This is a genomic window from Streptomyces lydicus, assembly GCF_004125265.1.
GTDB classification, from domain to species: Bacteria; Actinomycetota; Actinomycetes; order Streptomycetales; family Streptomycetaceae; genus Streptomyces; species Streptomyces lydicus_C.
Map to the genome: position 1 here is coordinate 4,666,203 of NZ_RDTE01000003.1, position 25,468 is coordinate 4,691,670.

Sequence of the window (25,468 nt, forward strand, 5' to 3'; positions counted from 1 at the left end):
GTACGGGTGGTGTTCATCGGAAGAACGCCGATCCGGGGGCGTCGGTCCGTGAATCCTCCCATTGCGTACTCATCATAAGAAAACGCAACAGAAGCGACGCCATCCAAGCGGTGCACCGGAAGCGGCGCAACTGAAGCGAAGCAATCGAAGTGAAGCGCCTGAGGCGCAGCAACTGAGAACGCACAACGAAGCAGATGCAACGGATCTCTCGGGGAGATCCTGACCGAAAGTGAGGGGCCATGGCTGCGACCAAGGTCATGAAGTTCTGGGCGGTGTGCCTTGCCATGCTGGGCAAGCTGCTGGCGGCACTGGGTGTCTCCGCGACGGCCTCGGCCGCGCGCCGGGATGCCGCACTGTACGAGCGGACCCTGGGCAACGGGAAGGCGGGCAGCGACGCCCCCGAGGCCGAGGCGCCGGAGGCGGTGAGTTGCGCCGCACCGGACCGCGGTCCAGGGACGGGAACCCCTGCCGTGCCCGCCCCGCGCGCCGTACCGCTGTACTGCCAAGCCGGCCCCGCCCGGCGGATGTTCGCCCGGCCCGAGCTGCCGCCGACGATCAAGCAGCGCATCAGCGCCGAGGCCCATGGCACCTCGCCCGGTCTGCGCACCCGCCTTCGCTCCCGCACCGAGCCGACGGCCGACGAGTTCGCCGCCCCGGACTCGGCTCTGGCCCCGGTCGGTACCGGACCGGACGCCGGTGCCGAGGCGGACGCGCGCCCCGCGGCCATTCCGGCGGCCCGCCGCCATGTGCACACCGCTCGCGCCGTCTGAACCGGGCGGCAGCTGCTCTGAAGCCGGTACCCCGCCCTGAAAAGGGCGCAACGACGCATGACAGCTCCGGCGAACGCTCACACGGAGCCCACGCTGACACGGACGTCGGCGAGGGAGTGTCGTGGACGAGGAAGCGGTGTCGACGAGGCAGCGCAGAGCGACATGTTCCACGTGAAACAACGGCAGACGTGACGTATCCGCAGACTTGATGTATCCGCAGACGTGACTCATCCGCAGGATTGACTCATCCGCGGGCATGAACCAACCGCCCGCAGGCGTGAACCACCCGACCTGAACACCCGCAGACCTGAACCACCCGGACTTCCCGGGGATCCCGCAGACCTGAACCACCCGCCTTCCACCCGGAGTTGCCCGGCTCAGCCCCCGACCGGGGCACCGGTCCCCGGCCCCCCTCCCAGCTCCAGCCCGAGCTCCGCACGCAACGCACGCGTGTCGGGCTTTCCGTTGGCCGTGAGCGGGAAGTGGTCGACGACATGGACCGCATTGGGCTGTTCGTACTCCGCGAGGTGTTCGGCGAGCCGTCGGCGCCAGGTGAGCGGAGCCTCCCCGCCGGGGTCGGCGACCACGAAGTGCAGTGCACTGCCACGGCGTTGGTCCTCGACCGCCAGTACCTTCACCGGCCGGCCACAGGCCTCGGCACGGCGTTCCAGGCTCTCGGGGTAGAGCGTGAAGCCCAGCCGGTGCACGGCCTGGTTGCGGCCCACCACCCGCACGGTGCCCTCGGCGTCGACACTGCCCAGGTCGGCCGTCGGATACCACGCGTCCGGGTCGACCGGCGTGAGCGAGCCGTCCTCCTGGAGGTAGCCGGCCATCAGCCCGGGTGAGCGCACCTCGATGCCGCCGAGCTCGCCCGCCTGGGCAGCGGTGCCGTCGGGGCGCATGACGCGCAGCCGTACGCCGGGCAACGGGCGCCCGCAGCCGTGCGGTGCGTCGGGGGTGGCCAGCGCGACATTGCCGAGTTCCGTCAGACCGTAGCCGTCCAGGAGTGGGCGGCCCATTGTCGTGTGGAAAGCCTCGGCCAGCGGCGCGGGCAGCGGTGCGCCGCCCACGCCCCAGAGCCGTACCCCGGCGAGTCCGGCGCGTACCTCCGGGCGGCGACGCACCACGCCGAGGAGCGAGTGGTACGTGGACGGGGCGGCGTCCACGGCGGTGGCGCCGTGGGCCGCGGCCTGGCCGGCGGCCGCGTCGAGCCGCTGGTAGGGGGTGACCAGCAGAGTGCAACGGGCCAGCCACCACAGCAGGATGACGGAGAGACCGTACTGGTGTGAGAAGGGCAGCAGCGGTGCGAGGACGTCGTCCGCCCGGTAGCCCATGGCCTGGACGGTGCGCAGTGAGTTGTCGAGGACGGCCCGGCCGGGCTTGATGATGCCCTTGGGCCGTCCCGTGGTGCCCGAGGACCACAGGACGAGGGCGTCGGGGCGGCGGAACCAGGGGTCCAGGCCGACGGCGCCGGGCGGGGGCGGCGGGGCGTCGGCGGCCAGTCGCGGGTAGTGGATGACGCGCTGGTCGGGGATGCCGGGGAAGCCGGTGGCGTGGTCGGCGGCGGTGACCAGCCAGCGGGCCCGGGCCTGGCGGCCGGCCGCGGCGGCGTCGGCGCCGGAGAGCCGGTGGTCCAGCGGGATGAGCGAGGTGTCCACATGCATCAGGGCCAGCAGGGTGACGACATAGTCGACGCTGTTGTCGCCCTGCACCAGGACTCGGTCGCCGGTGCGGAGGCCGAGCCGGCGTAGGGCGTGTGCGGTGGTGCGTATCCGGCGGCCGAGCGCCGGGCCGTCGAGGCGGCCGGTGGCGTCCGGCGGGGCCGTGCTGTCGCCGGCCGGGGCCGCGGTGCCGTCGACGAGGCGGGCGGCGGCGACCGGAGGGGCGATGGTGTCGGTCATGGGTGGTCCGATTCCGTGGTGTCGAGCGGGCGCCGGGCGGGCCGCGGTGCGGCGGCCGGGCACAGCAGCGAGGACGTGGTGGTGGCCACCCGGGCGCCACCCTCGTCCCGGAACTCGCAGTCGAGGGTGAGGAGGGGGCGGCCGGCGAGGGCCGTGGTGGTGAGGTGCACGGTCGCGTGCAGGGTGTCGCCGACGTGTGCGGCGCGGGCATGGCGCAGCGTCTGCGCGCGGTGCACGGCGCCCTCGGTGGTGACGAACGCCGGCTGCAGGCGCAGGAGTTGGTCTTCGGCGTGGCCCGCGAGGGCGGCCAGGTAGGTGGGCGGGGCGATGATGTCCGGGTGGCCTAGGGCACGGGCGGCGGCCGGGTCCGTGTACGCGGGGTGGGGGTCGCCGAGCGCGGCGGCGAAGGCGGCGATCCGCCGCCGCTCGATGGCGTACGGGCCGCAGCTCAGCGTGGTGGGCGCCGCCGCCCCGTCCGCCGTCGCCGCTCTCTCCGACGCCGCTCTCTCCGGCATCGCCGCTCAGTCGCCGATCATGTGGTGGCCGCCGTCCGCGTGCACGATCTCGCCGGTGGTGGCGGGCAGCCAGTCAGAGAGCAGCGCCACACACGTACGGGCGACCGGTTCGGCGTCCTGCGGATCCCAGCCGAGCGGGGCGCGGGCCGACCAGCTCTTCTCGAAGGACGGGCCGTCGCCGCCGATCCCGCGCGCGGCCAGGGTGCGCAGCGGGCCGGCCGCGACGAGGTTGGCCCGTATGCCCTGGCCCCCGAGGTCGCGCGCCAGATAGCGGGAGCAGGCCTCGAGTCCGGCCTTGGCGACGCCCATCCAGTCGTAGCCGGGCCAGGCGCGGGAGGCGTCGAAGTCGACGCCGACGACACTCGACCCGGGGCGGAGCAGCGGCCGGCAGGCCATGGCCAGCGCCACCAGGGAGTACGTCGAGGTGTGCAGGGCGGCGGACACATCGCGCCACGGCGCGGTCAGGAAGCCGCCGTCCAGGCAGCCGGCGGGGGCGTTGGCGACGGAGTGCAGTACGCCGTCGAGGCCGTCGAGGTGGGCGCCGACGCGGTCGGCGAGGGTGCCGAGCTGTTCTTCGTCCGTGACGTCCAGCTCCACCACCGGGGGCTCCTCCGGCAGCCGCCGGGCGAGCCTGGCGACCAGACTCGGCCGTCCGTAGGCGGTGAGGACGATCTTGGCGCCCTCTTCCTGGGCGAGGCGTGCCACCGCGTAGGCGATCGAGCTCTCGGTGATCACACCCGTGATGACCAGCTGCTTTCCGTCGAGCAGACCGCTCATGCGGTTCCTCCGTCTGACTCGTCCCGGAACTTCGGAGTCACTGAAGGCAACTCAGAAGCTGTGTCCTGACTTGGTCTTGAAAGGCCGTCATTGACAACCTATCGGACCTCCAGTTGACTAGAACAGTCAAGTGGAGTCAAAAGAATGACTCCGGTGTCATGGAGGCGCGGACGTGGCGCCGGCGCGCAGGACTTCCCGGTGCTGGCCCCGGCGCCGGGATGCCGCGTCGTCGGTCGACCCCGGCCCCCGCCCCGGCTCCGGCCCCGGCCCCGCCCCGCGGCAGGCCGCCGACCGGGCCGCGGCCGCTCCGTACGGCCTCCGGGCCGCCCCTCCACCCTGCGCCACCCCGTACTCCACAGAGAGGTGACCGTTATGACCGTCCCGACCGTCCCGGCCCGCGAAGAGATCGTTGCGCAGCTCGCCGAGATCCTGCACGAGGTGGCCGGCGTGGTGCCGGCCGAGGTGACCGAAGAGAAGTCCCTGGTCGAGGAGTTGGATGTGGACTCGCTCGCGATGGCCGAGGTCATCGTCGTGGCGGAGGAGCGCTTCGGGATCGAGCTGCCCGAAGAGGAGATGAAGGACATGCGCACGGTTTTGGACATAGTGATCCGGGTGGAGAAGCAGGCGGCGTCCTGAGCGCGGCCGCCGGCCGTGCGCTTCTGCCGGCCCTGCCGCACCGGCAGAAGCGCACCCGCGCACGGAGGAGCCCGTGAACGTGGCGCCCGCAGAAGAAGGCACCTTCGCAAAGGAGGTGAATAGCAGTCAGATTCCTGCGCGCTCAAGGGCGGCCGGCCCTCGGCTTGCGGGCACCCGGGGCTCACCGCCTCGCTCCGGGCCGCACGGTGGCGAAATCTCGTAATGCCCTCGGGTAAAACGAAGTTGATTTTCGGTCGTCGCTTGTTGACGCAGGCATAGACCAGGGATATCTTGAAGATCTCCGGGGTGTAAATCAAATCGACTCAGAGCACTGCTTTCTTGGATGTGACCGTCCGGAAAGGAGACATGGTGCGAGGGGATCTATGCGGGGGGACCAGCGTTCCTGTGGCGCGCATTCGCTCAACCATGACGGTGGCACGGCCAACGCACCCCAAGCGGAGGCGTGTTGGGACCCGTCCCGTTCTTCAGAATTAACCGACGGTTTTCTGCATATATTCTCGAACGTACCCGTTGACATTCGACAGCCCTACTGTTTAACGGCATTTCTGGGCCGGCTGCTGCATTGTTCTCCCGGTGATATTCGGGTGACCCGGGACGGCTTCGGACGGCCGGTGTGTGCCGAACCGCCCGCCGCCGCCGGCCGGCGGCAGGGCACCCGTCTTTGTCTCGACGCCGGTGCGGACACGGGCCGGCGTTTCCTGGCCCTGATCAGGGACCTCCCGGTGGCGCTGTCCGTGCACACCGTCCCTCGTGGACCCGTCAGCGAACTGCTGCTCCCTTTCACCCCGTCGGAGCGCGACTACGTCCAAGAGGCCCCGGCGGGCCGGCGGGGCCGGCGGCTGGCCCGGTTGTGGACCCGTAAGGAAGCGGCGCTACGGCTGACCGGCCGCGGCGAGCTGGCCGCCGCCGACGCGATCGACGCGCTGAGCGGTGCGCGGGAGGGCAAGATCGTGATCCCCGGATCCGCCGCGGGCCCCGGCGGCACGGCGTACGTCCGCGAACTGCCCGCGGGTCCGCAGACCGTGGCCTGCGCGGCGACCTCGGCCCCGGCACCCGGGGTCCGGATCTGGCGGGCGAACCGGTCGTGCGCGCCCGCCGGCACCCACGGCGACGCGACAGCCGAGGCGGGCAGCGCCTGGTGGGACGCCTAGAGAGGACGCCGTGAGGCAACGACCAAAGGGGGCGACTGGCGGGAGACTCCCCCGGGCCTCGGACATCGCGCCCAGGCCCCGGACATTGCTCCTACGCCCCGGACGCCACTACGGCATGAGCACCGCATGCGGATCAGGCCCCTCGCCCGTACGGCCGCCGGAGCTCAGCTCCCGCCAGCTCTCCAGCGCCAGCCGGAAGGCGCCGGCGTGCTCGTAGCCCTCGGCGGCCTCCTTGAAGTCGGCCTCCGCGGCCTCCGCGCCGCCGTCCGCGCGGTGGGCGCGGGCGAGGTGGAGCAGCGCGCGGGCACGGTCGAGGGGCGTCAGCCCGGCGGCGTCGGGATCGATCGCGAGGGCGTGCTCGGCGGCCGCCGCCGGCCGGTGGTGGCGCAGCGCCGCGGCCGTCTCCAGGACGGCGAGCCAGGTCCTGGTGGACGGGGTGTCGACGAGCGCGGCGGCCTGCCGGGCCCGCGCCAGCAGGGCGTCGGCCTCGTCCGGCGGGCCCGCGGCGAGGGCCAGCAGGGCACGGGCGCGGGCCAGTTGCAGCCGCAGCCGCACACCGTCCGTCGCGGCGAGCAGCTGCTCCGCCTCGGCCAGCAGCTCCAGTGCCCGCTCCGGGTGTCCGCCGAGATACTGCGCCCCGGCCACCGCCCACAGCGCGCCGGCCCGCAGTTCACCGGCCGGGAGGGGAGCGGCCTCCGCCTGCAGCTCCGCCCCGAGCTGCTCGGCGCGGCTCCACTCCCCGCTGTCGACGGACACCGACAGCAGCGCCATGCGGGCCTGCGCCCGCTCGGGGCGGCCGGGCTCCAGCTCGCCGGTGAGCCGGACGGCCTCCTCGGCGAAGCGGGCCCCGTCCGCGAGGCGGCCCGCGGCGCGCAGCAGTTGGGCGAGTTCGACGGCGACGCGGGCGTGCAGCACCGGCGCGGAGCGGGTGAGCGGGTCGTCGAGGAGGTGGCGCAGCGCCGCTTCGTGGCGGGCCGGGTCGTCCAGCCGCCCGAGGACGGTGGCCAGTTCCCAGTGCGCCTCCCAGCGCACCTCGTCGTGACCGGTGCCGGCCTGCTCCACCACGGACTCCAGCTGCCGCCGGGCGGCCGGCCAGTCACCGGCCAGCTGGCTGGACCGGGCGGCCACCAACTGGCCGACCAGGCCCAGGCGCCGGGTCAGCCGGTCGCCGGGCTCATCGGTGGCGCACAGTGCCTCGACCGTCGTGCCGAGGCGCTGGGCGAGGGACCGGGCGATCTTGGTGCCGGGGACTCTGCGGCCGTTCTCGACCAGCGAGACATAGCTGGGGGAGAGATCGTCCCCGGCGAGGTCCCCCTGGGACAGACCCTGAGAGCGCCGGACCTCCCGCACTCGCTTACCGAAAGCAGGCTGCTCAATCGTCAAGAAAATCGCTCGCAGTTGAGTGGGGCGGACGGACGGTGACGGGGGCACGGACGCTGCGGACAGACGGAACGCAATGACCGCGAGTCTACTCGGCACCGGCCTGCTCAGGGGCGTTTGTGAACGACTCGGCTCCCTGCCGGGAGTCATTTTTTGTCACGTTCGGAGTGCGGCATTCCCGTGATCCGGGCGGGAGGGTTACGACAGATGAGAGGTTGCCTTGGGGGTTTGACGCCACGATGGGCGGGAGTGTGAGAGGGGTGCGCGGACCGGCCGGGAGGGTGGCCGCTTGTCATATGAGGCGGTCGAGTGTAATGACTTTACTTGACAATAAATGACAGGTGGCTGACGCTGACCCTCCATGGACTACGCCCCGAGGAGGGACATATGAGCTCCGCTCCCGCATGGCCGACCGTGGCCGCCGAGCCGGAGGAGGACAGCACCGACAGCCGGCGTGCGGCGGCCGTGCACCGGGTCCGGGACTTCCTGGTGAACGACGCCGGTACCGTGCACGAGCTGCTGTGCGAGATCTCCACCCACCGCGCCGCGCGCTACGAGATCGAGTCGACCATCGCCACCCTCGACGGGGCCCTGGACGAGGTGGCCACCCACCGGCCAGGACGCGTCCCCCGGCTGGCCGCCTTCATGCCGTCGAACGTCATCCTCTACTCCTACGCCCTCTACCTCCTGGTCCCGGCGCTCTACACCGACCGGCTGGTCTTCCGCCCGTCCAGCCGGGTCAAGGACCAGATGCAGCGGCTGCACACGCTGCTCGCCGAGCATCATGGCCTGCCGATCACCCTCACCGGCGCCAGCCAGCGGGAGTTCCTGCAAGAGCACGTCCGCCCCGCCGATGTCGTCGTCTTCACCGGCGCCTACGCCAACGCCGAGCAGATCCGCGCCCAGCTCTCCCCCGGGCAGCTCTTCCTCTTCCTCGGCTCCGGCGTCAACCCGTTCGTCGTCGCCCCCGGCGCCGATGTCGAGCGGGCGGTCCGCGACGCGATCGCCATCCGGGTCCTCAACACCGGTCAGGACTGCCTGGGCCCCGACCTGTTCAGCGTCCACGCGTCGCTGCTCGACCCGTTCGTCGACACCCTGGTCAGCGAGCTGAAGGGGCTGCGCTACGGCCCCTACTCCGACCCGGACGCCGACTTCGGGCCGATCTTCTACGAGAGCGCGCTGGAGGACGGCGCGCAGTTCCTCGCCCGCAACCACGAAGGCATCGTGCACGGCGGGCATGTCGACTTCCGCGGCCGGCGGCTCGATCCCACCGTCGTCGTCGGTCCGGAGGTCACCCCGCGCACCCACGTACCGGAGTTCTTCGCCCCGATCTTCCACATCGCCGGCTACCGCGACGAGGACGCGCTGGCCGCGACCCTCACCACGGGCATGTTCACCGAACGCGCCCTGGGCTCCAGCGTCTACGGCCACGCCCCCGGCCTCGTCGAGGCGCTGCGCCGGCGCACCACCGTCACCCTCGACACCACCCTGCTCTCCATCGACAACGGCAACGCCCCGTTCGGCGGCTACGGCCGGATGGCCAACTACATCGCCGACGGCGAGGACGTACGGGCCGAACCCGTACTGATCTCCCAGGCCGTCGCCGCCCACCGACCGGGAGCAGGACGATGACCCCCATCACCCACCCCACCGCCTGGGCCGCGATCGCCGACCACCTCCACCACCTGGGCACCGAGGTGGTGTTCGGGCTGCCCGGCGACGACATGGCGCTGCTCGGCGAGCTGGAGCGGTCCGACACCACGGTCGTGCTCTGCCGCGACCAGCGCAATGCCCTGTTCATGGCGACCGGTTACGCGCTCGCCGCCGGCCGCCCCGGCGTCTGCGTGATCGGCAAGGGCCCGGCGCTGACCAACGCGCTCACCGGCGTCCTGGAGGCACGCTCCGCCGCCGTGCCGCTGCTGCTCATCGCCGACGGCACCCGGCTCGACCGGCTCGGCACCGGCGCCTTCCAGGAGCTGGACCAGCTGACCGCGATCCGCCCGTACGTGAAGTGGGCGACCCGCGTCGACCACCCCGAACGGCTCCCCGGTGCCCTGGAGAAGGCCGCCGCGCTCGCCGTCAACGGCGCCCCGGGGCCGGTCTACGTGGAGCTCGCCGAGCAGATCGCCGCCGAACCGGTCACCCGCAACGGGCCGTGGCGCCCGGCCACGCCCCAGCGGCCCGCCCCCGACCCGGACGCGCTGGCCGCCACCGCCGCCCGGATCGCCGCGGCCGAACGGCCGTTGCTGCTGGTCGGCGGCGGCGCCCGGCACCGCAACACCGGCCGCCGTATCGAGCGCTTCGCCGAACTGCTCGGCGCCGGGCTCTTCAGCACCGCCTCCGGCCGCGGCACGGTCGCCGAGGACCACCCGCTGCACTGCGGCGTCAGCGGCCTCTACACGGTCGCCCCGATGGACGCGCTGTGGCGGGAGGCGGACCTGGTCATCGCGCTGGGCAGCCGTCTGGAGGAGACCGCCACCTTCGGCTGGCCGGAGGGCGCGGGCCAACTCCCGGTGATCCAGGCGGTGCTGGGCGAGGAGAACCTGACCATGGAGCGGCCCGGCGGCCATGTGCTCGGGGACGCCGGACGGATCGTCGACGGCTGGACGGAGCTGCTGTCCGGTCACCGGCCCACGGGCGACTGGGCGGCGCGGGTCCGTGCGGTGCGGGCCGCGCTGGAGCGGCGGGCGGCGGACCGTGCCGAGGAGGCCGCCAAGACGGTGGCCGAGGGCGCCGTGCCGGTCGCCCGGGTGCTGGCCGCCCTCGACCGCGCGCTGCCCGCGGACCGTGTCCTGGTCCAGGAGAACGGCCTGCAGGACATGTGGTCGTACTTCTTCCCGCACTGGTCGCTGGGGTCCGGCGGCGGTTCCGTGGTGCCCAGCGAGCAGACCCCGCTCGGCTTCGGCGCGGCCGCCGCGGTGGGCGTACGGCTGGCCGAACCGGCCGGGCGGCCGGTGGTCGCGGTGGTCGGCGACGGCGCCTTCAACCTCTTCCGCGGCGAACTGCCCACCGTCGCCGACGCGGGCGTCGCCGTGCTCTACGTCGTCCTCGACAACGGCGGTTACGGCTGGCTGCAGTCCAACCTCGACCGGGTCTCGCCGGCCGGCTCGCGCTTCGCCTTCACCCGGTCCCGCCCGACCGGCACGGAGGGCCTGGCCGGCGCCTACGGCCTGGGCTACCGGCGGGTGACGGACGCCGACGAGCTGCCCGGGGCGCTGGCGGACGCCTGGCGGCAGGTCGCGGCCGGGACCACCGCCGTGGTGGAGGTGGCGGCCGCGCTCGCCGACACCCCGCCCGGGATGACCGCCGCCGCGGGGGACTTCCCGGAGCGGGAGGGGCATTAATTAGGGCCGTTGGGCCCGTCGGGGTCGTCAGAGCCGCCAAGGCCTGTCGGCCCCGGGGCCGCTGGGGCTGCCGGGCCGTCAGAGCCGTCACGGCCTGTCGGCCCCAGGGCCAGCGGACGCGGACAGCGGATGGTGGGCGGCACCGGGAAGGTGCCGCCCCGACGAGGAGGGTCGCGTGCCCGGCCCCCTCCGGCCCGGGGGTGCCGGAGGGAGCCGGGCACGACTTCTTCGTACGGAGGGAGCCACGCCGAAGGCGTGCCAGGGGAGGCGCTCGGCTCCGTACGGATCGGTGTCAGGTCTTGGTGCGGAACTTGGCGACGGCCACCGGGGCGGTGAGGGCGGTCAGGCCCACCGACCACACCAGCGTCCAGAGCACCGGGCCGGCCACCGGGCCCTCGCCCAGGGCGAGTCCGCGGGCCGCGTCGGCCATATGGGTCAGGGGGTTGAAGCGGGTGAAGGTGTACAGCCAGTCCGGCATGGTCGAGGGCGGTACGAAGATCGAGGAGCCGAACTCCAGCGGGGTCAGCACCAGGACCGAGAGCCCCTGGATGGCCTGTGCGGTGCGCAGGGTCAGGCCCAGCAGCATGAAGGTCCACACCAGCGAGGTGCCGAACACGGCGGTCAGGGCGGTCGCGGCCAGCAGGCCCGGCCAGTGCCCGGCGACGTCGAAGCCGAGCAGCGCGCCGACGACCAGCAGCACCGCGATGGCCACCAGCATCCGGCCGGTCTCCACCACCACCTTGGCCACCAGCACCGAGGAGCGGCCGATGGGCATCGCGCGGAAGCGGTCCATCACGCCCGTACGGAAGTCGTCGTTGACGCCGACGCCCACGGCCATGGCGATGGTCATGCCGAGGATCACCATCAGCCCCGGCACCAGGAAGGCGGTGTACCGCACCCGGTTGCCGCCGGGGTCGACCGCGCCGCCCAGGACGAAGACGAACAGCACGGTCAGCACCACCGGCATCAGCAGCGCGTCGGTCATCGCCGTCGGGTTCTGCCGGAGTTGGAGGAGGTTGCGGCGGACCAGCGCGCCGGTGTGCCGGGCGCTCGCCCGCAGGGTGATCCGGCCCTCGTCGGGCACGGGGGCGGACGGTCCGGAGCGGGGCAGGGTCTGCGCGGATGCCACGGCTGCTCCTTGGGTCAGGCCCGGGTGCGGCGCTCGTCGAGCCACTTCTGCCAGTACGTGCGGCGGTCGCTGTCGGGGTGGGCGACGATGATGTCGCCGAGGACGGCGGTGCCGGTGATGCGCACGAGCGGGGTGATGGCTTCCGGGCCGGCGTGTGCCCGGGTCAGATCGCGTACATCACCGAGGACCTGGCTGCAGTTCATCTCGACCCGGACGCCCTCCGGGAGCAGCAGATGCACATCGCCGACGATCGCCCGGGCCGCGATGGTCAGTTCGCCGGTCGACGGTGCCGGGGAGGCGCACAGGTCCAGGGTGAGGTCTCCGAAGACCGCGGTCGCCTCGATGCCGTGTTCCAGGACGGGGGCGCGGTGGACGAGGTCGCCGAAGGTGGCGCGGAAGGTGCGCGCTCCCGCCGGACCCGACGGGCCCGGCTGCGGGGGCGTCACCTGCGGCAGGTCGTCGCCGACGGACAGCAACTCCGTGCGGGTACGGGCCAGATAGGCCGCCTCGGACCGTTCGGCCAGCTCCTCCAGGGTTAACCGGCCTTCCACGGCGGCCTCTCTGAGCCGTTCGACCATGTTCTCGCGCTCGGCGTCGGAGGCCAGCACCGAGGGCGACGAGGGGGAAGGGGACGCCGGAGTCTTCTGCAGATCCGGGCGTGGGGGCTGCGTCATGGGTGGTGCCTCCGCGGAGTCCGGCGGTGGTGGGGCGCTTGACGCCTCATCCGACCACGCCACCTGTGCGGTGTGCATCGGCGTGCGGTAGTACATCGAAAGGTTGACCCACGGCGCCGCGGCACACAGTTCGGTGTACCCGGCAGCCGGTTTTCCGGCGCCGTACCGGTATCCCGGCGCGACGCCGTACGCATTGCACCGAGAGCATTCAAATGATCTCGGTGGACCCGGTGGAAGGCCCGGGGAGAAATCCGAATATCGGTCGACTTCCTCTTGACTGCTTGGTAAAGTGCCGACCACTCATTGTGACTCGGCGATTTGATGCAGCCGGCCGGGATCATCCGTCGTCCGAAATCCGGAGGGTTTGTCGAATGCCTGAGCTGGCGGACACCGGGAGGAGAATCAAAGAGCTCCGGGTCGGCGCCGGTATGACGCAGCACGACCTCGCCGGGCCCGACATGTCGTCCAGCTACATCTCGCTGGTGGAACGTGGGAAGCGTATTCCCAGCGGCCGGGCGCTGAAGATCCTGGCGGAACGCCTCGGGGTGGGCGTGGAGGAAATATCCGGTACCGCCGGGCCGGCCGAAACCACCGGCCGGGTCCGCAGGCTCGACCTCGTCGGGCGATTGGTGGCGGCGCGCAGGCAATGGGACGGCGGTGACGCCGAGGGCGCGCTGTCCGAATTCCGCGCACTGGCCGAAAGGGAACCGGTCGGCCGGCCGGACGACGTATTTACCGAGGCGCAGCTCGCCATTGCCGAAATACTGGGCAGGCTCGGCCGCGCCGACGAGGGCGCACAGGTCCTGCTGCGGATGCTGGAGGCGCAGGCCCCCGTGCCGTACGCCGAGTCCCGGCTGCGCGCGCTGATCGCGCTGGCCGATCTGCTGGAATCGGCCGGCCGGGTCCAGGACGGGCTGCGGCACGCGCTCACCGGCCACCTCGAATGCGAAGGCCGGCGCCCCGAGAGCGGGTTCCACTCGCTGCTGGCCCTCGAAGTGCTCATCCGCTGCGCGTACTGGAGCGGCTGCCCCGACTGGGCTCCCGGCGGCGATAGGTCCCGGCTCCCGGCGGACGGCGTGCTCCCCGGGCCGCAGGCCGCCATCGCTCTGCACCAGGCGCTCGACCTGTGCGACCGGGGCGAGGCGGAGCGTGCCGCCGCCCTGCTGGGGGAGTGTGCGCGCCGGGTGACCCCGGCCGCCGGTTTCCCGCTCTGGGAGAAGATCAACGGCCGGTACGCCCTGCTGTTGCTGCACCGGGGCGAGACGGAAGCGGCCCACGGCATCGTCGAGCGCGGCCTGGTGGTGGCGTCGGTGGCGCAGGAACCGGAGTTCCCGCTCTGGCTCACGGCCGCCGATGCGGTCCGTGCGGAGGCGGCCGGTGACACCGACCGCCTCTTCGCGCTGGGCGAGCGGCTGGCCGCGCGGCCCGACAGCGGTCGCAGTCATGAGAAAGCCGCCGCGCTCGGTGAGATCGCGGCGGCATGTGAGCGGGCGGGGGACCGGGAAAGGGCGGCCGGGCACTTCCGGTATTCCGCGGAACTGTTCCGGGGGGCCCAGGCGTACCGGCACGCCGAGCGGGCCCGGGAGCGGCTGACGGCTCTCCTCGAAAAGCGGGACTGACGGCCCGGGGCCGTGTCCCGCTGTGGCGCAATGCCCCTCCTGCGCGCAACGCGCGTTTATTTATTAGCTTTCTTTCCCAATCCCAGGAGCGCGAACAAGGCCTCCGCGCCGCCGATGATCGCCAGGATCAGCCCGGCCTTGTGAAGCGAGACGATCGGGGTCTCCACTTCCTTTGTGGTCAGCCACAGGACCAGACCTGCGATCGCCAGCACAATGCCTACGGCAATACCCTTCATGAGTTCCCCTCGTTCCCTGTGATGTGTCGGAGCGCGTTGTACGGACCAGCGTCCCGCCCGGCCGACGCATTCGGATCATCCGCAAGTAGGCACTTTCCGTCCCGCCGTCTGTCACTTTCTATGTACTCCCGGCCCTGCCGGGGGAGGTCCAGGGGTCTCGGACGGGGCGGGGAAGGGCGCCGGAGGGTGGCGGCAGATGTGGGGTGCCGGGCGGCAGGAGTGGGGTGACGACCCCCGGGCACCCCTGCCCCGGCCGGGTCCTCCACTCCCGCCGCGCGGGCGCCCGCGCCCCCGTCACACAGCAGTCACATGGCCACCACAGTCAAATTTAGTGACTCTGTCAGTCATCTCGTCGGGGGTGTTTTCGCTGGTGAAGGGCCTGTTTGTGGGGCGGATCGCAGGGTGGCGACTGACTTTCTTCTGCGCAGGCCGTTGACAGCGCAATGACTCGCCTGTCATGTTTCTGGTCATGAGAACGCCCCGAGCGTGACAACGGGGCCGGAAATCAGGAGGCGGGCTTCATGGAGTTGCGCACGGATCGGCGACGTGTGGTCGTCACCGGCTGCGGCGTGGTGTCCCCTGTGGGAAACACCACCGCGGACTTCTGGGCCGCTCTTCTGGCCGGCCGCAGTGGCGTCCGCCCCGTGACCCGCTTCGACGTTTCCGGTCTTCCGGTCCGTATCGGCGGCGATGTCACCGGCTTTGACACGACCGGTTACCTCACCCCGCAGGAAGCCCGGCGCAGCGACCGCTTCACGCAGTACGCGGTGGTCGCCGCGGCGCAGGCGATGCGGGCCGCCGGCCTCGAAGAGGCGCCCGGAACCGACCCGTACCGCTTCGCCGCGGTGATCGGCTCCGGCTACGGCGCCGCCCACGCGATCCAGCAGCAGCACGACGTCCTGAAGGTGCAGGGCCCGCGCCGGGTCTCCCCGTACCACTCGGTCCTCACCGCCATCGACCACCCGGCGAGCCTGCTGTCGATCAAGTACGGCATCGGCGGCCCCAGTTGTGCGGTCTCCGCGGCCTGTGCCACCGGCGCGGTGGCCCTCGGCGAGGCGACGGAGCTGATCCGCAGCGGCCGCGCCGATATCGCCCTGGCCGGCGGCACCGACGACGCCCTCACCCCCGTCGACCTGGCCGGCACCGCCAACGCCCAGGCACTCTCCCGCCGCAACGACGACCCCGAAGGCGCCAGCCGGCCCTTCGACCGGGACCGCGACGGGTTTGTGATGGCCGTCGGCGCCACCGTCCTGACGCTGGAGGAGGCGGGTCACGCCGAACGCCGCGGCGCGGAGATCCTTGCCGAGGTGGCCGGTTACGCCGCCACCACCGACGCCCACCACGCCACCGCCCCCGACCCGACCGGCGCCGGAGCCGTCCGCGCGATGCGCGGCGCGCTCGCCGACGCCGGCCTCGCCCCCGAGGACGTCGGCCAGGTCAGCGCCCACGGCACCGGCACCCTCCTGAACGACCGCATCGAGGCGGCGGCGCTGCGCCAGGCGCTCGGCCCCGACCATCTGAGCCGTACGCCGGTCACCGCGGTCAAGAGCATGACCGGGCACATGCTCGGCGCCTCCGGAGCCGCTGAGGCAGTCGCCGCGGTGCTGTCCCTGCGGGACCGCAAGATCCCGCCGGTCCGCAACTGCGACCACCCCGCGGAAGAAGACCTCGACCTGGTCCTCAAGGGCGCCCGCGACTGGGACGGCGACGTGGTCCTGAGCAACTCCTTCGGCTTCGGCGGCCACAACGCCGTCCTCGTACTGACCCGCTACACCCGCTGACGACCTGCTCCACCCGCTGACGATCCGCCAACCCGCTGAGGAGGGAAACGCACCGTGCAGGGACGACTGGTGACCTTGGAATGGCCCGGCGACGACGACTGGGCAGCGATCGCCTCCTGGCTGCGGCCCGGCTCGCCGGCCGCCGTGCTCAGCGGGGACTGGGAGCTGCTGGGCGCCGCCGAGGTCGAGCAGGCCAACCGCTCCGGCCGGGTCCACCACCTGGTGATCCGTACCAAGGACGGCGACCGCATCGGCACCGTGAGCTACCAGCGCTCCGGCCGGATCGGCGGCTTCACTGTCGGCGGCGCGATCGGCGCACCGGAGCTGTGGCGCCGGGGCTACGGTGCGGAGGCCGTGGTGCTGCTCGTCGACTACCTCTTCCACCAGCTCGACGCGCACCGGGTGCAGGTCACCACCGCCGGCTACAACAAGGGCGTCATCCGGCTGATGACGAAGACCCCGTTCGTGGTCGAGGGCATCCTGCGCGACCACTGCTACCTCGACGGACGGTTCCACGACGCGATCGTCTGGGGTCTGCTGCGCGACGAGCACTACGCCTCGCTCAAACCCAGTGAGGACAACCGCGTGCTGGCCGTCGGCCTCGCCGACTTCCTCTCCGACGACGACAAGACCCAGGCCCGCGCCGTCCTCGCCGAGCACCTGGCGACCGGCCGCCGTACCGCACTCGACGCCTACCTGGACGGGGCTCCCGAGCCCGCCCGGCCGGCCGCACCGCTCGCCGCCGGAACCGCCGAGCCCGCCGAGCCCGCCGAGCCCGATCTTCTCGCCACCGAGCCCGCCGCACCCCTCGCCACCGAGGTCACCGCCCCCGCCCCCGCGCGAGGTGCCGCATGAGAGACGGCGCCGAGAGCTTCGCCCTGGCCGACCGCACCTTCTTCGACTGGCCCGGCAACTGGGACCTGGAGGCCACCCGCTTCCCCGCCCCGCCGCTGCCCGACGGCTGGCGGCGCGAGGACAACGAGGCCTGGACCTTCTGCCGCCCGCCCGAGGACCGGCTGCCCGACCAGGGCTGGAAGATCCACGTCAGCGCGGCCCCCGAGGACGCCACCCGCACCCTGGCCGACGTCGCCGCGTACTGCACCCGGCACGGCATCGCCTTCAAGTACCTCAAGAGCGCCAACGTCCTGCGTGCCCTGAGCCGCAAGTACGCCCAGCGCTCCTCGGCCGGCAAGCTGCTGACCGTCTACCCGGTGGACGACGCCGAGTTCGCCCGCACCCTCGAAGGGCTCGACGCCCTCGTCGGCGGCCGGCCCGGCCCGTACGTCCTCACCGACCTGCGCTTTCGGCAGGGCCCGCTCCACGTACGCTACGGCGGCTTCCGCACCCACTACACGGAGGACACCGACGGCGAGCTGGTCACCGCCCTCCACCGCCCCGACGGCACCCCGGAGCCGGACCGCCGCACCCCGGTCTTCCACACCCCCGACTGGGTCGAGCTGCCGGACGTGCTCAAGGACTCGCTGGCCGCCCGGCAGGCGCTGGACGACTTCCCCTACCGGATCACCGGTGCGCTGCAGTTCTCCCACGGCGGCGGTGTCTACCGCGCCGTCCCGACCGGCGCCGACGCCCTCGGCGCGGGGGAGGCCGGCGTCGTCCTCAAGGAGGGCCGGCCCTACTCCGGCACCGACGGCACCGGCCGCGACGCGGTCAGCCGGATCGCCCACGAGCACCGGATGCTGCAGCGGCTGGCAGGGATGCCCGGGATCCCGCGCACCTTCGGCACCTTCCAGGTCCGCGACCACCTCTTCCTGGTGCTGGAGGACATCGCGGGACAGGACTTCCAGACCTGGCTCGCCGCCCACCACCCGCTGACCGTTCCCGACCCCGACGAGCAGGCCGTCGCGCACTACCGCGACCGCGCGCTGGCCCTGTTCGGCCGGATCGAGGCGCTGGTCGCCACGGTGCACGGCCGCGGCATCCGGATCGGGGACCTGCACCCGGGCAACCTCATCATCAGGCCCGGCGACGAACCGGTCCTCATCGACTTCGAGGTGGCCGACGAGCTCGACCGGGCCACCCCCAGCAGCCTCGGCGCCCCCGGTTTCCACCGCGCCGACGCGACCGGCGCGGACGGCGACCACTATGCGCTCGCCGCCATCGGACTGTGGCTCTTCCTGCCGCTGGCCGCCCTCGGCGGGCTCGCCCCGGACAAGGCGCCCGCGCTGCTGGCCGCCGCGGCCGAGCGGTTCGGGCTGCCGGACGCGCTGGTGGCCCGGCTGGCTCCGCAGCTGGCCCCCAACGACAACACGACCGCCACGCTCCGCTCCTCGCCGGGCACCTTCCCACCCACCGATGTGCTGGTCTCCCTCGCCCGCGGGCTGCGCGACAGCGCCACCCCGCACCGCACCGACCGGCTGTACCCCGGCGGCTTCGAGCAGTTCGTCGAGGGCGGCGCGGGCTTCGGACACGGCGCGGCCGGCGTCCTGTGGGCCCGGCACACCGCCCTCGGGGAACGCGACGAGCAGGGCGCGGCCTGGCTGCGCGCCGCCGTCGACCGGGTCCCCGCCGAGCGGATCGGCTTCTACGACGGCCTGCACGGAATCGCCTATGTCTTACGGCAGTTGGGTGACGACGAGGCGGCCCTGCGAGCCCTGGACCGGGCGGCGGACAAGCTCTCCGTACGCCACTGCCCCAGCCTCTACCGCGGTCTGTCCGGCGTCGGCCTGAACCTGCTGCACTTCGCCGACGCGCTCGACAGCGCCGACCTGCGCCGGCAGGCCCTCGGCCTCGCCGACCGCGTCACCGAGCGGCTGACCGCCGCCCGCACCGAACCCGTCGAGCGCCGCCGCCGGCGCGGCTCGAAGGACGCCGCCGGCCTGATGTACGGCTGGTCGGGCGCCGCGCTCTTCCTCCTGGCCGCCCACCGGGCCACCGGGGACCCCGCGTTGCTGGACGAGGCGGTACACGCCGTCCACCGCGACCTCGACCGGTGCGCACCGGGCCCGCAGCACACCCTCCAGGTGGACGAGGGCTTCCGGCTCCTGCCCTACCTGGACAACGGCAGCGCCGGAATCGCCCTGGTGGCGGCCGAACTGCTCCGGGTGCGCGACGACGACCGGATCCGCGCGGCGCTGCCCGCCCTGCTGCGCGCCTGCGCCGCCGACTTCGTCATCGAGTCGGGGCTGCTGGGCGGACGCGCGGGCCTGCTCGCCACCCTGGCGGCGCTCCGCGACCGGGTGCCGCTCTCCCCGGACGCCGGGGACCGGCCGGACGGGCCCGCTCTGAGCAGCCCGGACGTCGACCGGTATCTGCGCCGCCATCTGACCCGGCTCGGCCAGCACGCCATGACCTGGAACGGCGCGACGGTCTTCCCCTGTGACGGCCGCGCCCGGATCTCCATGGGCCTGGCCGACGGCGGCGCCGGCGTCCTGCTGGCGCTCTCCGCCACCGAACGGGGCACCCCGCTGCTCCCGTTCCTCACCGACTCGCGCCTCGCGGCGGCCGTTCATCCGGCCGCCCCGGGACGCGCCGGCGGCGCCCACGGCGCCGCCACCCCCACCGCCCCGTCCGGGGCAGCGGGCACTGCGCACCGCGGAAGGGAGGTGTCGACAGATGACCATCATGGACCTTCAGGGCCTGGAGGTGCCGGGCGAGCGTGACGCCCAGGCGCTCGGCTCCACCGTCTCCGGCGGCTGCTGACGCGACGCCGGCTGGACCGTGCACCTGTTATATGCACGGCCCACCGGCTCCAGGTGTCCCGCAACGGCACCTGGCACGTCACCACCGTGATGTCACACCACGACGAGTCCCCGGAAGGAGGTGTCGACAGATGACCATCATGGACCTTCAGGGCCTGGAGGTGCCGGGCGAGCGTGACGCCCAGGCGCTCGGCTCGACCATCAGCGGCGGCTGCTGACACAGCCGGCCACACGGTGTGCGTATTCCACCACGCGCCGTGTATCTCACCGTACACATGTCCACCGATCCACGGAAGGGAGGTGACGAGATGACCATCATGGACCTTCAGGGCCTGGAGGTGCCGGGCGAGCGTGACGCCCAGGCGCTCGGCTCCACGATCAGCGGCGGCTGCTGACACGGCGCCCGGCGGCCCCCTGCTACGGCACGGGCCGCCGGGCCTCTGTGTTTTGCCGGCCTCTGCGCCACCCCATACCCCCATGCAGCACGGCCGTTGGACGGAGGCCAGGTGAACGACCCGGTGGGCCCGGCCCGCTCCCTGTGCCTGATCGGCTGCGGACCGCGCGGCGCCTCGATCGTCGAGCGGATCCTCGCCAACGTCCCCGCCCTGTACGGCGACCGGCCCCTGGACCTGCACATCGTCGACCCGTACCCACCGGGCGCGGGCCGCACCTGGCGCACCGACCAGCCCGGTCTGCTGTGGATGAACTCCGCCGCCGAGCAGGTCACGATGTACCCCGACGAGAGCGTGGAGTGCGCCGGCCCGCCGCGCCCCGGCCCCACCACCGCCGGCTGGCTCGACGCCCCGCTGCACGACGGTGCCTACGCCGCCCGCCGCGACCAGGGCCGGTATCTGCGGCACTTCTTCGAGACCGTCACCCGCGAGCGGCCCGCCTCGGTGCGGCTGTACGTCCACCGGGCGCGGGCGGTCGATCTGCGGCGCACGCCCGCCGGGGCGGCACCGGGCGGGCGGGGACGCCAGCAGGTGATCCTCGACTCCGGCCAACCGCCCTTCCTCGCCGACCGGGTGGTGTTCGCCCAGGGCCATACGGACACCCTCGCCGCCCCCGCACCGGCCGGCCTGACCCGGATCGGCCCCGGCCCCGCCGACCCGGCGGCGCTGGCGGCCGTCCCGCCCGGCGCCCGGGTCCTGGTCCGCGGCCTGGGCCTGGTCTTCATCGACTGCCTGGCGCTGCTGACGGAGGGCCGCGGCGGCCGTTTCGTCCGCCCCGCCCCCGGCGGGCCACTGCGCTATCTGCCGTCCGGGCGCGAGCCCCGGCTGTACGCGGGCTCCCGGCGCGGCGTCCCCCTGCCGCCCAAACCGGCGTACGCGCCACCGGCCGGCCCCCGGGCAGCCAGCGCCCCGGCAGGCACCACCGCCCCGGCAGCCCTGGCAGCCCCGGCAGCCCCGGCAGTCACCGCCACTCCGACTGCCCCCGCCGCCCCGCGCTTCGCCACCGTCGACGCCTGCCGGGCCGTGCTGTCCCGGCCCGGCGCCTCCTTCGGCGGCGAGGTGTGGCCGCTGGTGGTGGCGGAACTGGGCTGGTGCCACTACCGCGCCCTCTTCGCCGGGCAGCCCGCCCGTACCCGTATGAGCTGGCCGGACTTCGACGCCCAGTACGCCCTGCTGCACCCCGACGCCGACCGGCTGGCCAAACTCGCCCGCGAGGCGGTGCCCGACCCCGCCGACCGCCTCGACCTGGCCCGGCTGGCCGACCCGCTGGCCGGCCTGCGGTTCGCCGGCCCCGACGACCTCCAGCACCGGCTGCGCGGCCTGCTCGCCGAGGAGCTGCGCCGCCGCACGGGCCCCGCGAGCGGTGTCGCCACCGCCCTGGTCGACGGCCTGCGGCTGGCCGGCGCGGTCATCGAGGAGCTGTGGCGCTCCGGCGAGCTGTCCGCCGGCCAACTGGCGGAGGCACTGGACCACTTCGCACTCGGCACCTACCTCAGCTCGGGCCCGCCGCCGCTGCGCGCCGAGCAGCTGCTGGCACTGGCCGAAGCGGGCGTGGTGACGTTCGTGGGCCCTGGGATGCGGGTGTCGCCCGTGCCCGGGGACGGGGGCGTGCCAGGAGGCGGGGACGTGCCCGGAGGCGGGGACGTGCCCGGGGACGAGGCCTTACCCGAAGACCGGGCCTCGGAGAGCGCCCCGCGCCGCGCCGTCTTCCGCGCGACCAGCCCCGCCCTCCCCGGCACCGGGTACGAGGCGGACATCCTCCTCGACGCCCGGCTGGCGGCGCCCGACCCCGACCGGGTGACCGATCCCCTGCTGCGCGCCCTGCTGTCCCGCGGCGAACTGGTCCAGGAGCGGCCCGGGGACGACGCGGCCGGCATGCTGCGGCTGTCCGGCGCGGACCTGCACCCCGTCGACTCGACCGGCACCGTGCACCACGACCGGACCATCGCCGGACCGGCCCAGTTCCCCCGCCCGCACACCAACGCCGTCTACTTCCGCCAGAACGACGCGATCGCCCGCGCCCTGCTCGCCGACGGCTGACCGCGGGCCGCCCGGCCCAGGGGGCCGCCCCCGCCCGGCCCCCTCCCCACTCCTCACCCCCGCAGCGCGATCCCGTGCTGTTGGGCCAGGATCGCGGCCTGTACCCGGCTGCGCAGGTTGAGTTTCGACAGGATCCGGCTGGTGTGTGTTTTCACGGTGCCCTCCGCGAGGTGGAGGGTTTCGGCGATGGCGCTGTTGGCCAGGCCGCGGGCTATACAGGCCAGTACCTCCAACTCCCGTTTGGTGAGGGTGTCGAGGGACTGTGCGGCGCCCGCCGGGAGGGTGGGGCCGGCCACCGGGGGGCGGCCGGCGAACTCGGTGATCAGGCGCCGGGCGATGGCGGGGGTGAGAAAGCCGTCCCCGTGCGCCACCTCCCTTACCGCGCTGACCAGTACGGCAGGCTCGGCGTTCTTGAGGATGAAGCCGCCGGCGCCGGCCCGTAGCGCCCCGAAGATGTACTCGTTGAGGTCGAAGGTGGTCAGCACCAGCACCTCGGCGAGCCCGCGCTCCACGATCCTGCGGGTGGCGGCGACCCCGTTGAGCTGCGGCATCTGGACGTCCATCAGGACCACATCGGGCCGGAGCTCGGCGGCCATCCGGACCGCCGCCACGCCGTCGCCGGCCTCGCCGACCACCGTGATGCCCGGGTCGGTCTGCAGCACCAGCACCAGCCCGGAGCGCACCGCGGCCTGGTCGTCGGCCACCAGCACCCGTATGCGCTCGGGCCGTATGTCCTCGGGCCGTATCTCCTCCGGCCGTATCTCCTCCGGCCTGCCCGCCGGGGCGTGGCCCGGCGCATCCGCCGGCCCGCCCCTCCGTTCGCCCGCCGCCGGCTCCTCCACCAGCCCGTCCACCAGCCCCGCCATTAACCCCTCCACCGGCTCCTCCGCCGTCTGCTCCACTGGCTGTGCCACCTTTCTCGTCCGCTGCTCGTCCGCTGCTCGTCCGCTTCTCGTCCGCTAGGAGTCAGGAGTGCTGTGTCAGCGGGAGCACGGCCCGCACCCGCCAGCGTCCGGGGGCGGTGCGGTCGGGTCCCGCGTCGAAGATGCCGCCGACCAGTGCGGCCCGTTCGGACATTCCGGCGAGGCCGGCGCCCGCTCCGGTGGTCAGCTGCGCCACGGGGCGCTGCCGGGCCCGGCCGTCGGGGCGGGTCAGCGGGCTGTCGACCGAGAGGGTCAGCTGCCCGGCGCCGGTCTCGCAGCGGATGTGCACCCGCCCCGCCGAGGCGTGCTTGAGGACATTGGTCAGTGCCTCCTGCACGATGCGGTACGCCGTCACCTCGATCACCGAGGACACTTCGGGGAAGTGCTCGGGGAACTCGGTGTGCAGGGTGAGCGCCGCCGCGTCGGCGGCCGGCCTGGCCTGTTCGACGAGCGACCCCAGCGCGTTCAGCTGGGGCCGGTCCCAGTCGTCGTCCACCCCGCGGTCGGAGCGCAACAGCACCACCATCCGCCGCATTTCGGCCAGCCCCTGCACACTGTTCTCGCGGATCACCGCGAGCGCCCGCAGTACCGGATCCTCCTCCGCACCCTCCTCCTCGGCGGCGCCGTCCTTCTCCCCCTTCTCCCCCTTCGCCCCGGCGAGCGAGAGCACGGCGCTGGAGTGAATGGCGATGGCGCTGAGGTGGTTGGCCACCAGATCGTGCAGCTCACGGGCCATCCGGGTGCGTTCGGTCTGCAGTACGGTCTTGCGGTCCAGCTCCGCCAGCCGGTTGATCTGCGCGGCGCGCTGCCGTTCGGTGTCCGCCCGCTCCTTGTGGTTGCGTATCAACACCCCCGTCCACACCGGGGAGATGAGCAGCAGCGCGACGATGACGCCGGTCGTCACCCCCTCCGAGCGGTCGCCGGTGAGGACGAGGACCACGGTGGTGGCGAGGGTGGCCGTGACGCTCCCGGTCTGCAGCAGCCGGCACAGCCAGGGGGCGCCGTACAGCGCGGCCGCATAGAGCAGATCGGTGTAGATGAGGACCGGGCCCAGACCGCCGCTGGACATGGTCTCCACGATGACGGTGAGGGTGCCGACGGCGACGGCGGGAGCCGGCCGGGCACTGCGCAGGGCGGTCGCGGCGCACAGCACGACGACCGGCAGGACGGCCTGCCAGGCGGGGATGTCGCCCCCCCTCACCTGTGAGCCGCCCACGACATACAGAATCAGACAGCCGGCAAAGAAACCGACCGCCAATCTGAGGTCACGGAGCGGTACGGGGCGGTGGCGCGCGTGCGTACTGGTGAAAGGACGTAACCACACACGAGGACAGTACTTCCGTGCGCTGCCCGTTCTCCTGGCCCTGGCGCCCGAATTTGGTTCCGTCTCTCGTACATCGAAGTATGTAGCCGTACATCAGCAAGAGGGATGACTCGAAGGTTCCGGAGGATCTGCAAACCTTGAGCTGTCTGTATCGATCGATGTAGGCGAAAAAGGGGGAGAGAAGAACTGTTCGACGGGCCGTCACTCACCCAGTACGGCCCAGGCACCGCTCAACTGTGGAGGACGGAAAGTACGTGGAAACGAACGCCGCTCTTCTCGAACTCTGTCCGGAGCCCCTTGACCTGGGCGTTGGGCACCACTGGCAGCACCCGGGACGGAACCGCCCAACGCCGCTCGCGGCCGCACCGGCACCCGCACCCGCATCTGCTCCCGATCGCCCGGACATCCGGTCCACACCCGTCCCGCTCTTCGTCGTCCCCGTAGGATCCACCCCTCCCCACGGACCGGGAACGGCGCTGTCCCCCGACAGCTGCCCGGACCTCAACGGCCACTCCCGGGCCAGCCTCGACGCCGCGTCCCGCGGCCGGCTGCTGGCCCGCCTCCCCGACCGGGTGAGCGCCGCGATGGCCGCCGCCTGCCACTGGGAGTTGTACGCGACCCGCGGCCTGCTGATCGTGGCCTGCGGTGAGGACGCCCGTCAGATGGGCTTCTCGGTGGAGTCCGTCCGCCCCGGAGCGTCCTTGCCGCACACCCCGTACGAGGTGCTGACGGACCAGGAGGCCCGCACCGCGGCCGGGCGCCCGGCCGCCGAGCGGGAACGCCTCGTCACGCGTTACTGGGTCCGCAAGGATGCCGCGCTGCAGGCCGTCGGCGGCGGTCTGTCCCTCGCTCCCGAACGCATCGAGGCCGGTTTCCCCGGCGACCGCGGCACGGTCCTCGTCCCGGGTCCGCAGGGTCTGGAAGTCCCCGTTCTGGTAAGGAACTTCACCTTCTCCGCCTCCTACGAGTTCGCCGTCGCCACCCCGGAACCCCTCGCCCTCACCCCGTCCTTCGCCTATTCGGTCAGGTAAATGCCCGTTTCTGCGGGGGCGGCGGCAAGGGCGGCGGACCGGAATTGCCGCGGCTGGCCGGAATTCGGACCTTGACGGCCTTGACCGCCTTGACCGCCTTGGCGG

General features: G+C 72.9%; 21 protein-coding genes. 12 read left to right on the forward strand and 9 right to left on the reverse strand.

From position 1 onward, the window contains the following. The first annotated feature begins 239 nt into the window (after positions 1-239). Positions 240-770, forward strand: coding sequence for a DUF6344 domain-containing protein (locus tag D9V36_RS22890; RefSeq protein ID WP_129295427.1), 531 nt, complete (start codon positions 240-242; stop codon positions 768-770). A gap of 377 nt (positions 771-1,147) precedes the next feature. On the opposite strand, the gene D9V36_RS22895 is transcribed toward D9V36_RS22890, so the two are convergent. From D9V36_RS22895 to fabI, 3 genes are read right to left on the reverse strand one after another with little or no spacing between them, the layout of a single operon-like run. Next, a complete protein-coding gene (locus tag D9V36_RS22895; RefSeq protein ID WP_129295428.1) occupies positions 1,148-2,671 on the reverse strand; it encodes a class I adenylate-forming enzyme family protein in 1,524 nt (507 codons plus the stop codon). Then, entirely contained in the window at positions 2,668-3,186 is a 519-nt protein-coding gene (locus D9V36_RS22900; RefSeq protein ID WP_129295429.1) for a MaoC family dehydratase, read from the reverse strand. Before D9V36_RS22900 ends, D9V36_RS22895 begins: the two co-directional genes overlap by 4 nt. Before the next feature lie 6 nt (positions 3,187-3,192). Continuing rightward, positions 3,193-3,963 carry an enoyl-ACP reductase FabI gene (gene fabI / locus D9V36_RS22905; RefSeq protein ID WP_129295430.1) on the reverse strand — a complete coding sequence of 257 codons (771 nt, stop codon included), beginning with the start codon at positions 3,961-3,963 and terminating at the stop codon, positions 3,193-3,195. A 372-nt stretch (positions 3,964-4,335) separates the two neighbouring features. Here fabI and D9V36_RS22910 point away from each other — a divergent pair, with 372 nt between their 5' ends. After that, positions 4,336-4,599, forward strand: a complete 264-nt coding sequence (locus tag D9V36_RS22910) for an acyl carrier protein (RefSeq protein ID WP_129295431.1) — start codon at positions 4,336-4,338, stop codon at positions 4,597-4,599. Between the two features lie 605 nt (positions 4,600-5,204). Then, the gene (locus D9V36_RS22915; RefSeq protein ID WP_164993008.1) at positions 5,205-5,771 is read left to right on the forward strand and encodes a 4'-phosphopantetheinyl transferase superfamily protein; all 567 of its coding nucleotides are present in this window, start codon (positions 5,205-5,207) and stop codon (positions 5,769-5,771) included. Positions 5,772-5,879: 108 nt separating this feature from the next. Here D9V36_RS22915 and D9V36_RS22920 read toward each other — a convergent pair whose 3' ends face one another. Then, entirely contained in the window at positions 5,880-7,121 is a 1,242-nt protein-coding gene (locus D9V36_RS22920; protein ID WP_241720990.1) for a helix-turn-helix domain-containing protein, read from the reverse strand. 417 nt (positions 7,122-7,538) lie between these two features. Here D9V36_RS22920 and D9V36_RS22925 point away from each other — a divergent pair, with 417 nt between their 5' ends. Both D9V36_RS22925 and D9V36_RS22930 read left to right on the forward strand, forming a co-directional pair. Beyond that, positions 7,539-8,783 carry an aldehyde dehydrogenase family protein gene (locus D9V36_RS22925; RefSeq protein ID WP_129295434.1) on the forward strand — a complete coding sequence of 415 codons (1,245 nt, stop codon included), beginning with the start codon at positions 7,539-7,541 and terminating at the stop codon, positions 8,781-8,783. After that, the gene (locus D9V36_RS22930; RefSeq protein WP_129295435.1) at positions 8,780-10,495 is read left to right on the forward strand and encodes a thiamine pyrophosphate-binding protein; all 1,716 of its coding nucleotides are present in this window, start codon (positions 8,780-8,782) and stop codon (positions 10,493-10,495) included. Before D9V36_RS22925 ends, D9V36_RS22930 begins: the two co-directional genes overlap by 4 nt. A gap of 292 nt (positions 10,496-10,787) precedes the next feature. Here the strand turns inward: D9V36_RS22930 and D9V36_RS22935 are convergent, their stop codons facing one another. Both D9V36_RS22935 and D9V36_RS22940 read right to left on the reverse strand, forming a co-directional pair. Continuing rightward, positions 10,788-11,624, reverse strand: coding sequence for an ABC transporter permease (locus tag D9V36_RS22935; RefSeq protein ID WP_241720991.1), 837 nt, complete (start codon positions 11,622-11,624; stop codon positions 10,788-10,790). Positions 11,625-11,638: 14 nt separating this feature from the next. Further along, on the reverse strand, positions 11,639-12,298 hold the full coding sequence (locus D9V36_RS22940; protein WP_164993009.1) for a DUF1707 SHOCT-like domain-containing protein: 660 nt from the start codon (positions 12,296-12,298) through the stop codon (positions 11,639-11,641). Between the two features lie 371 nt (positions 12,299-12,669). Here D9V36_RS22940 and D9V36_RS22945 point away from each other — a divergent pair, with 371 nt between their 5' ends. Further along, positions 12,670-13,917: a helix-turn-helix domain-containing protein gene (locus D9V36_RS22945; RefSeq protein ID WP_129295437.1), complete on the forward strand. Its 1,248-nt coding sequence runs from the start codon at positions 12,670-12,672 to the stop codon at positions 13,915-13,917. Between the two features lie 56 nt (positions 13,918-13,973). Here the strand turns inward: D9V36_RS22945 and D9V36_RS22950 are convergent, their stop codons facing one another. Continuing rightward, positions 13,974-14,153 carry a DUF5708 family protein gene (locus tag D9V36_RS22950; protein WP_088798687.1) on the reverse strand — a complete coding sequence of 60 codons (180 nt, stop codon included), beginning with the start codon at positions 14,151-14,153 and terminating at the stop codon, positions 13,974-13,976. A gap of 521 nt (positions 14,154-14,674) precedes the next feature. Here D9V36_RS22950 and D9V36_RS22955 point away from each other — a divergent pair. From D9V36_RS22955 to D9V36_RS22970, 5 genes are all read left to right on the forward strand, one after another. Beyond that, positions 14,675-15,934 (forward strand): beta-ketoacyl-[acyl-carrier-protein] synthase family protein, encoded by a 1,260-nt coding sequence (locus D9V36_RS22955; protein WP_129295438.1) that lies wholly within the window; start codon positions 14,675-14,677, stop codon positions 15,932-15,934. A 69-nt stretch (positions 15,935-16,003) separates the two neighbouring features. Further along, positions 16,004-16,789, forward strand: coding sequence for a GNAT family N-acetyltransferase (locus D9V36_RS42685; RefSeq protein WP_164993010.1), 786 nt, complete (start codon positions 16,004-16,006; stop codon positions 16,787-16,789). Beyond that, positions 16,786-19,554, forward strand: a complete 2,769-nt coding sequence (gene lanKC, locus D9V36_RS22965) for a class III lanthionine synthetase LanKC (protein ID WP_129295440.1) — start codon at positions 16,786-16,788, stop codon at positions 19,552-19,554. The genes D9V36_RS42685 and lanKC overlap by 4 nt, the downstream gene beginning before the upstream one ends. A 314-nt stretch (positions 19,555-19,868) precedes the next feature. Continuing rightward, on the forward strand, positions 19,869-19,988 hold the full coding sequence (locus tag D9V36_RS41495) for a class III lanthipeptide (protein WP_206739719.1): 120 nt from the start codon (positions 19,869-19,871) through the stop codon (positions 19,986-19,988). Positions 19,989-20,099: 111 nt separating this feature from the next. Continuing rightward, positions 20,100-22,085: an FAD/NAD(P)-binding protein gene (locus D9V36_RS22970; RefSeq protein WP_129295441.1), complete on the forward strand. Its 1,986-nt coding sequence runs from the start codon at positions 20,100-20,102 to the stop codon at positions 22,083-22,085. Positions 22,086-22,138: 53 nt separating this feature from the next. Here D9V36_RS22970 and D9V36_RS22975 read toward each other — a convergent pair whose 3' ends face one another. Next, positions 22,139-22,927, reverse strand: a complete 789-nt coding sequence (locus D9V36_RS22975) for a response regulator (protein ID WP_241721343.1) — start codon at positions 22,925-22,927, stop codon at positions 22,139-22,141. A gap of 124 nt (positions 22,928-23,051) precedes the next feature. Further along, entirely contained in the window at positions 23,052-24,224 is a 1,173-nt protein-coding gene (locus D9V36_RS22985) for a sensor histidine kinase (RefSeq protein ID WP_129295442.1), read from the reverse strand. 362 nt (positions 24,225-24,586) lie between these two features. On the opposite strand from D9V36_RS22985, the gene D9V36_RS22990 reads away from it, so the two are divergent. Further along, positions 24,587-25,363 carry a 4-phosphopantetheinyl transferase family protein gene (locus D9V36_RS22990; RefSeq protein WP_129295443.1) on the forward strand — a complete coding sequence of 259 codons (777 nt, stop codon included), beginning with the start codon at positions 24,587-24,589 and terminating at the stop codon, positions 25,361-25,363. Positions 25,364-25,468: the final 105 nt, after the last annotated feature.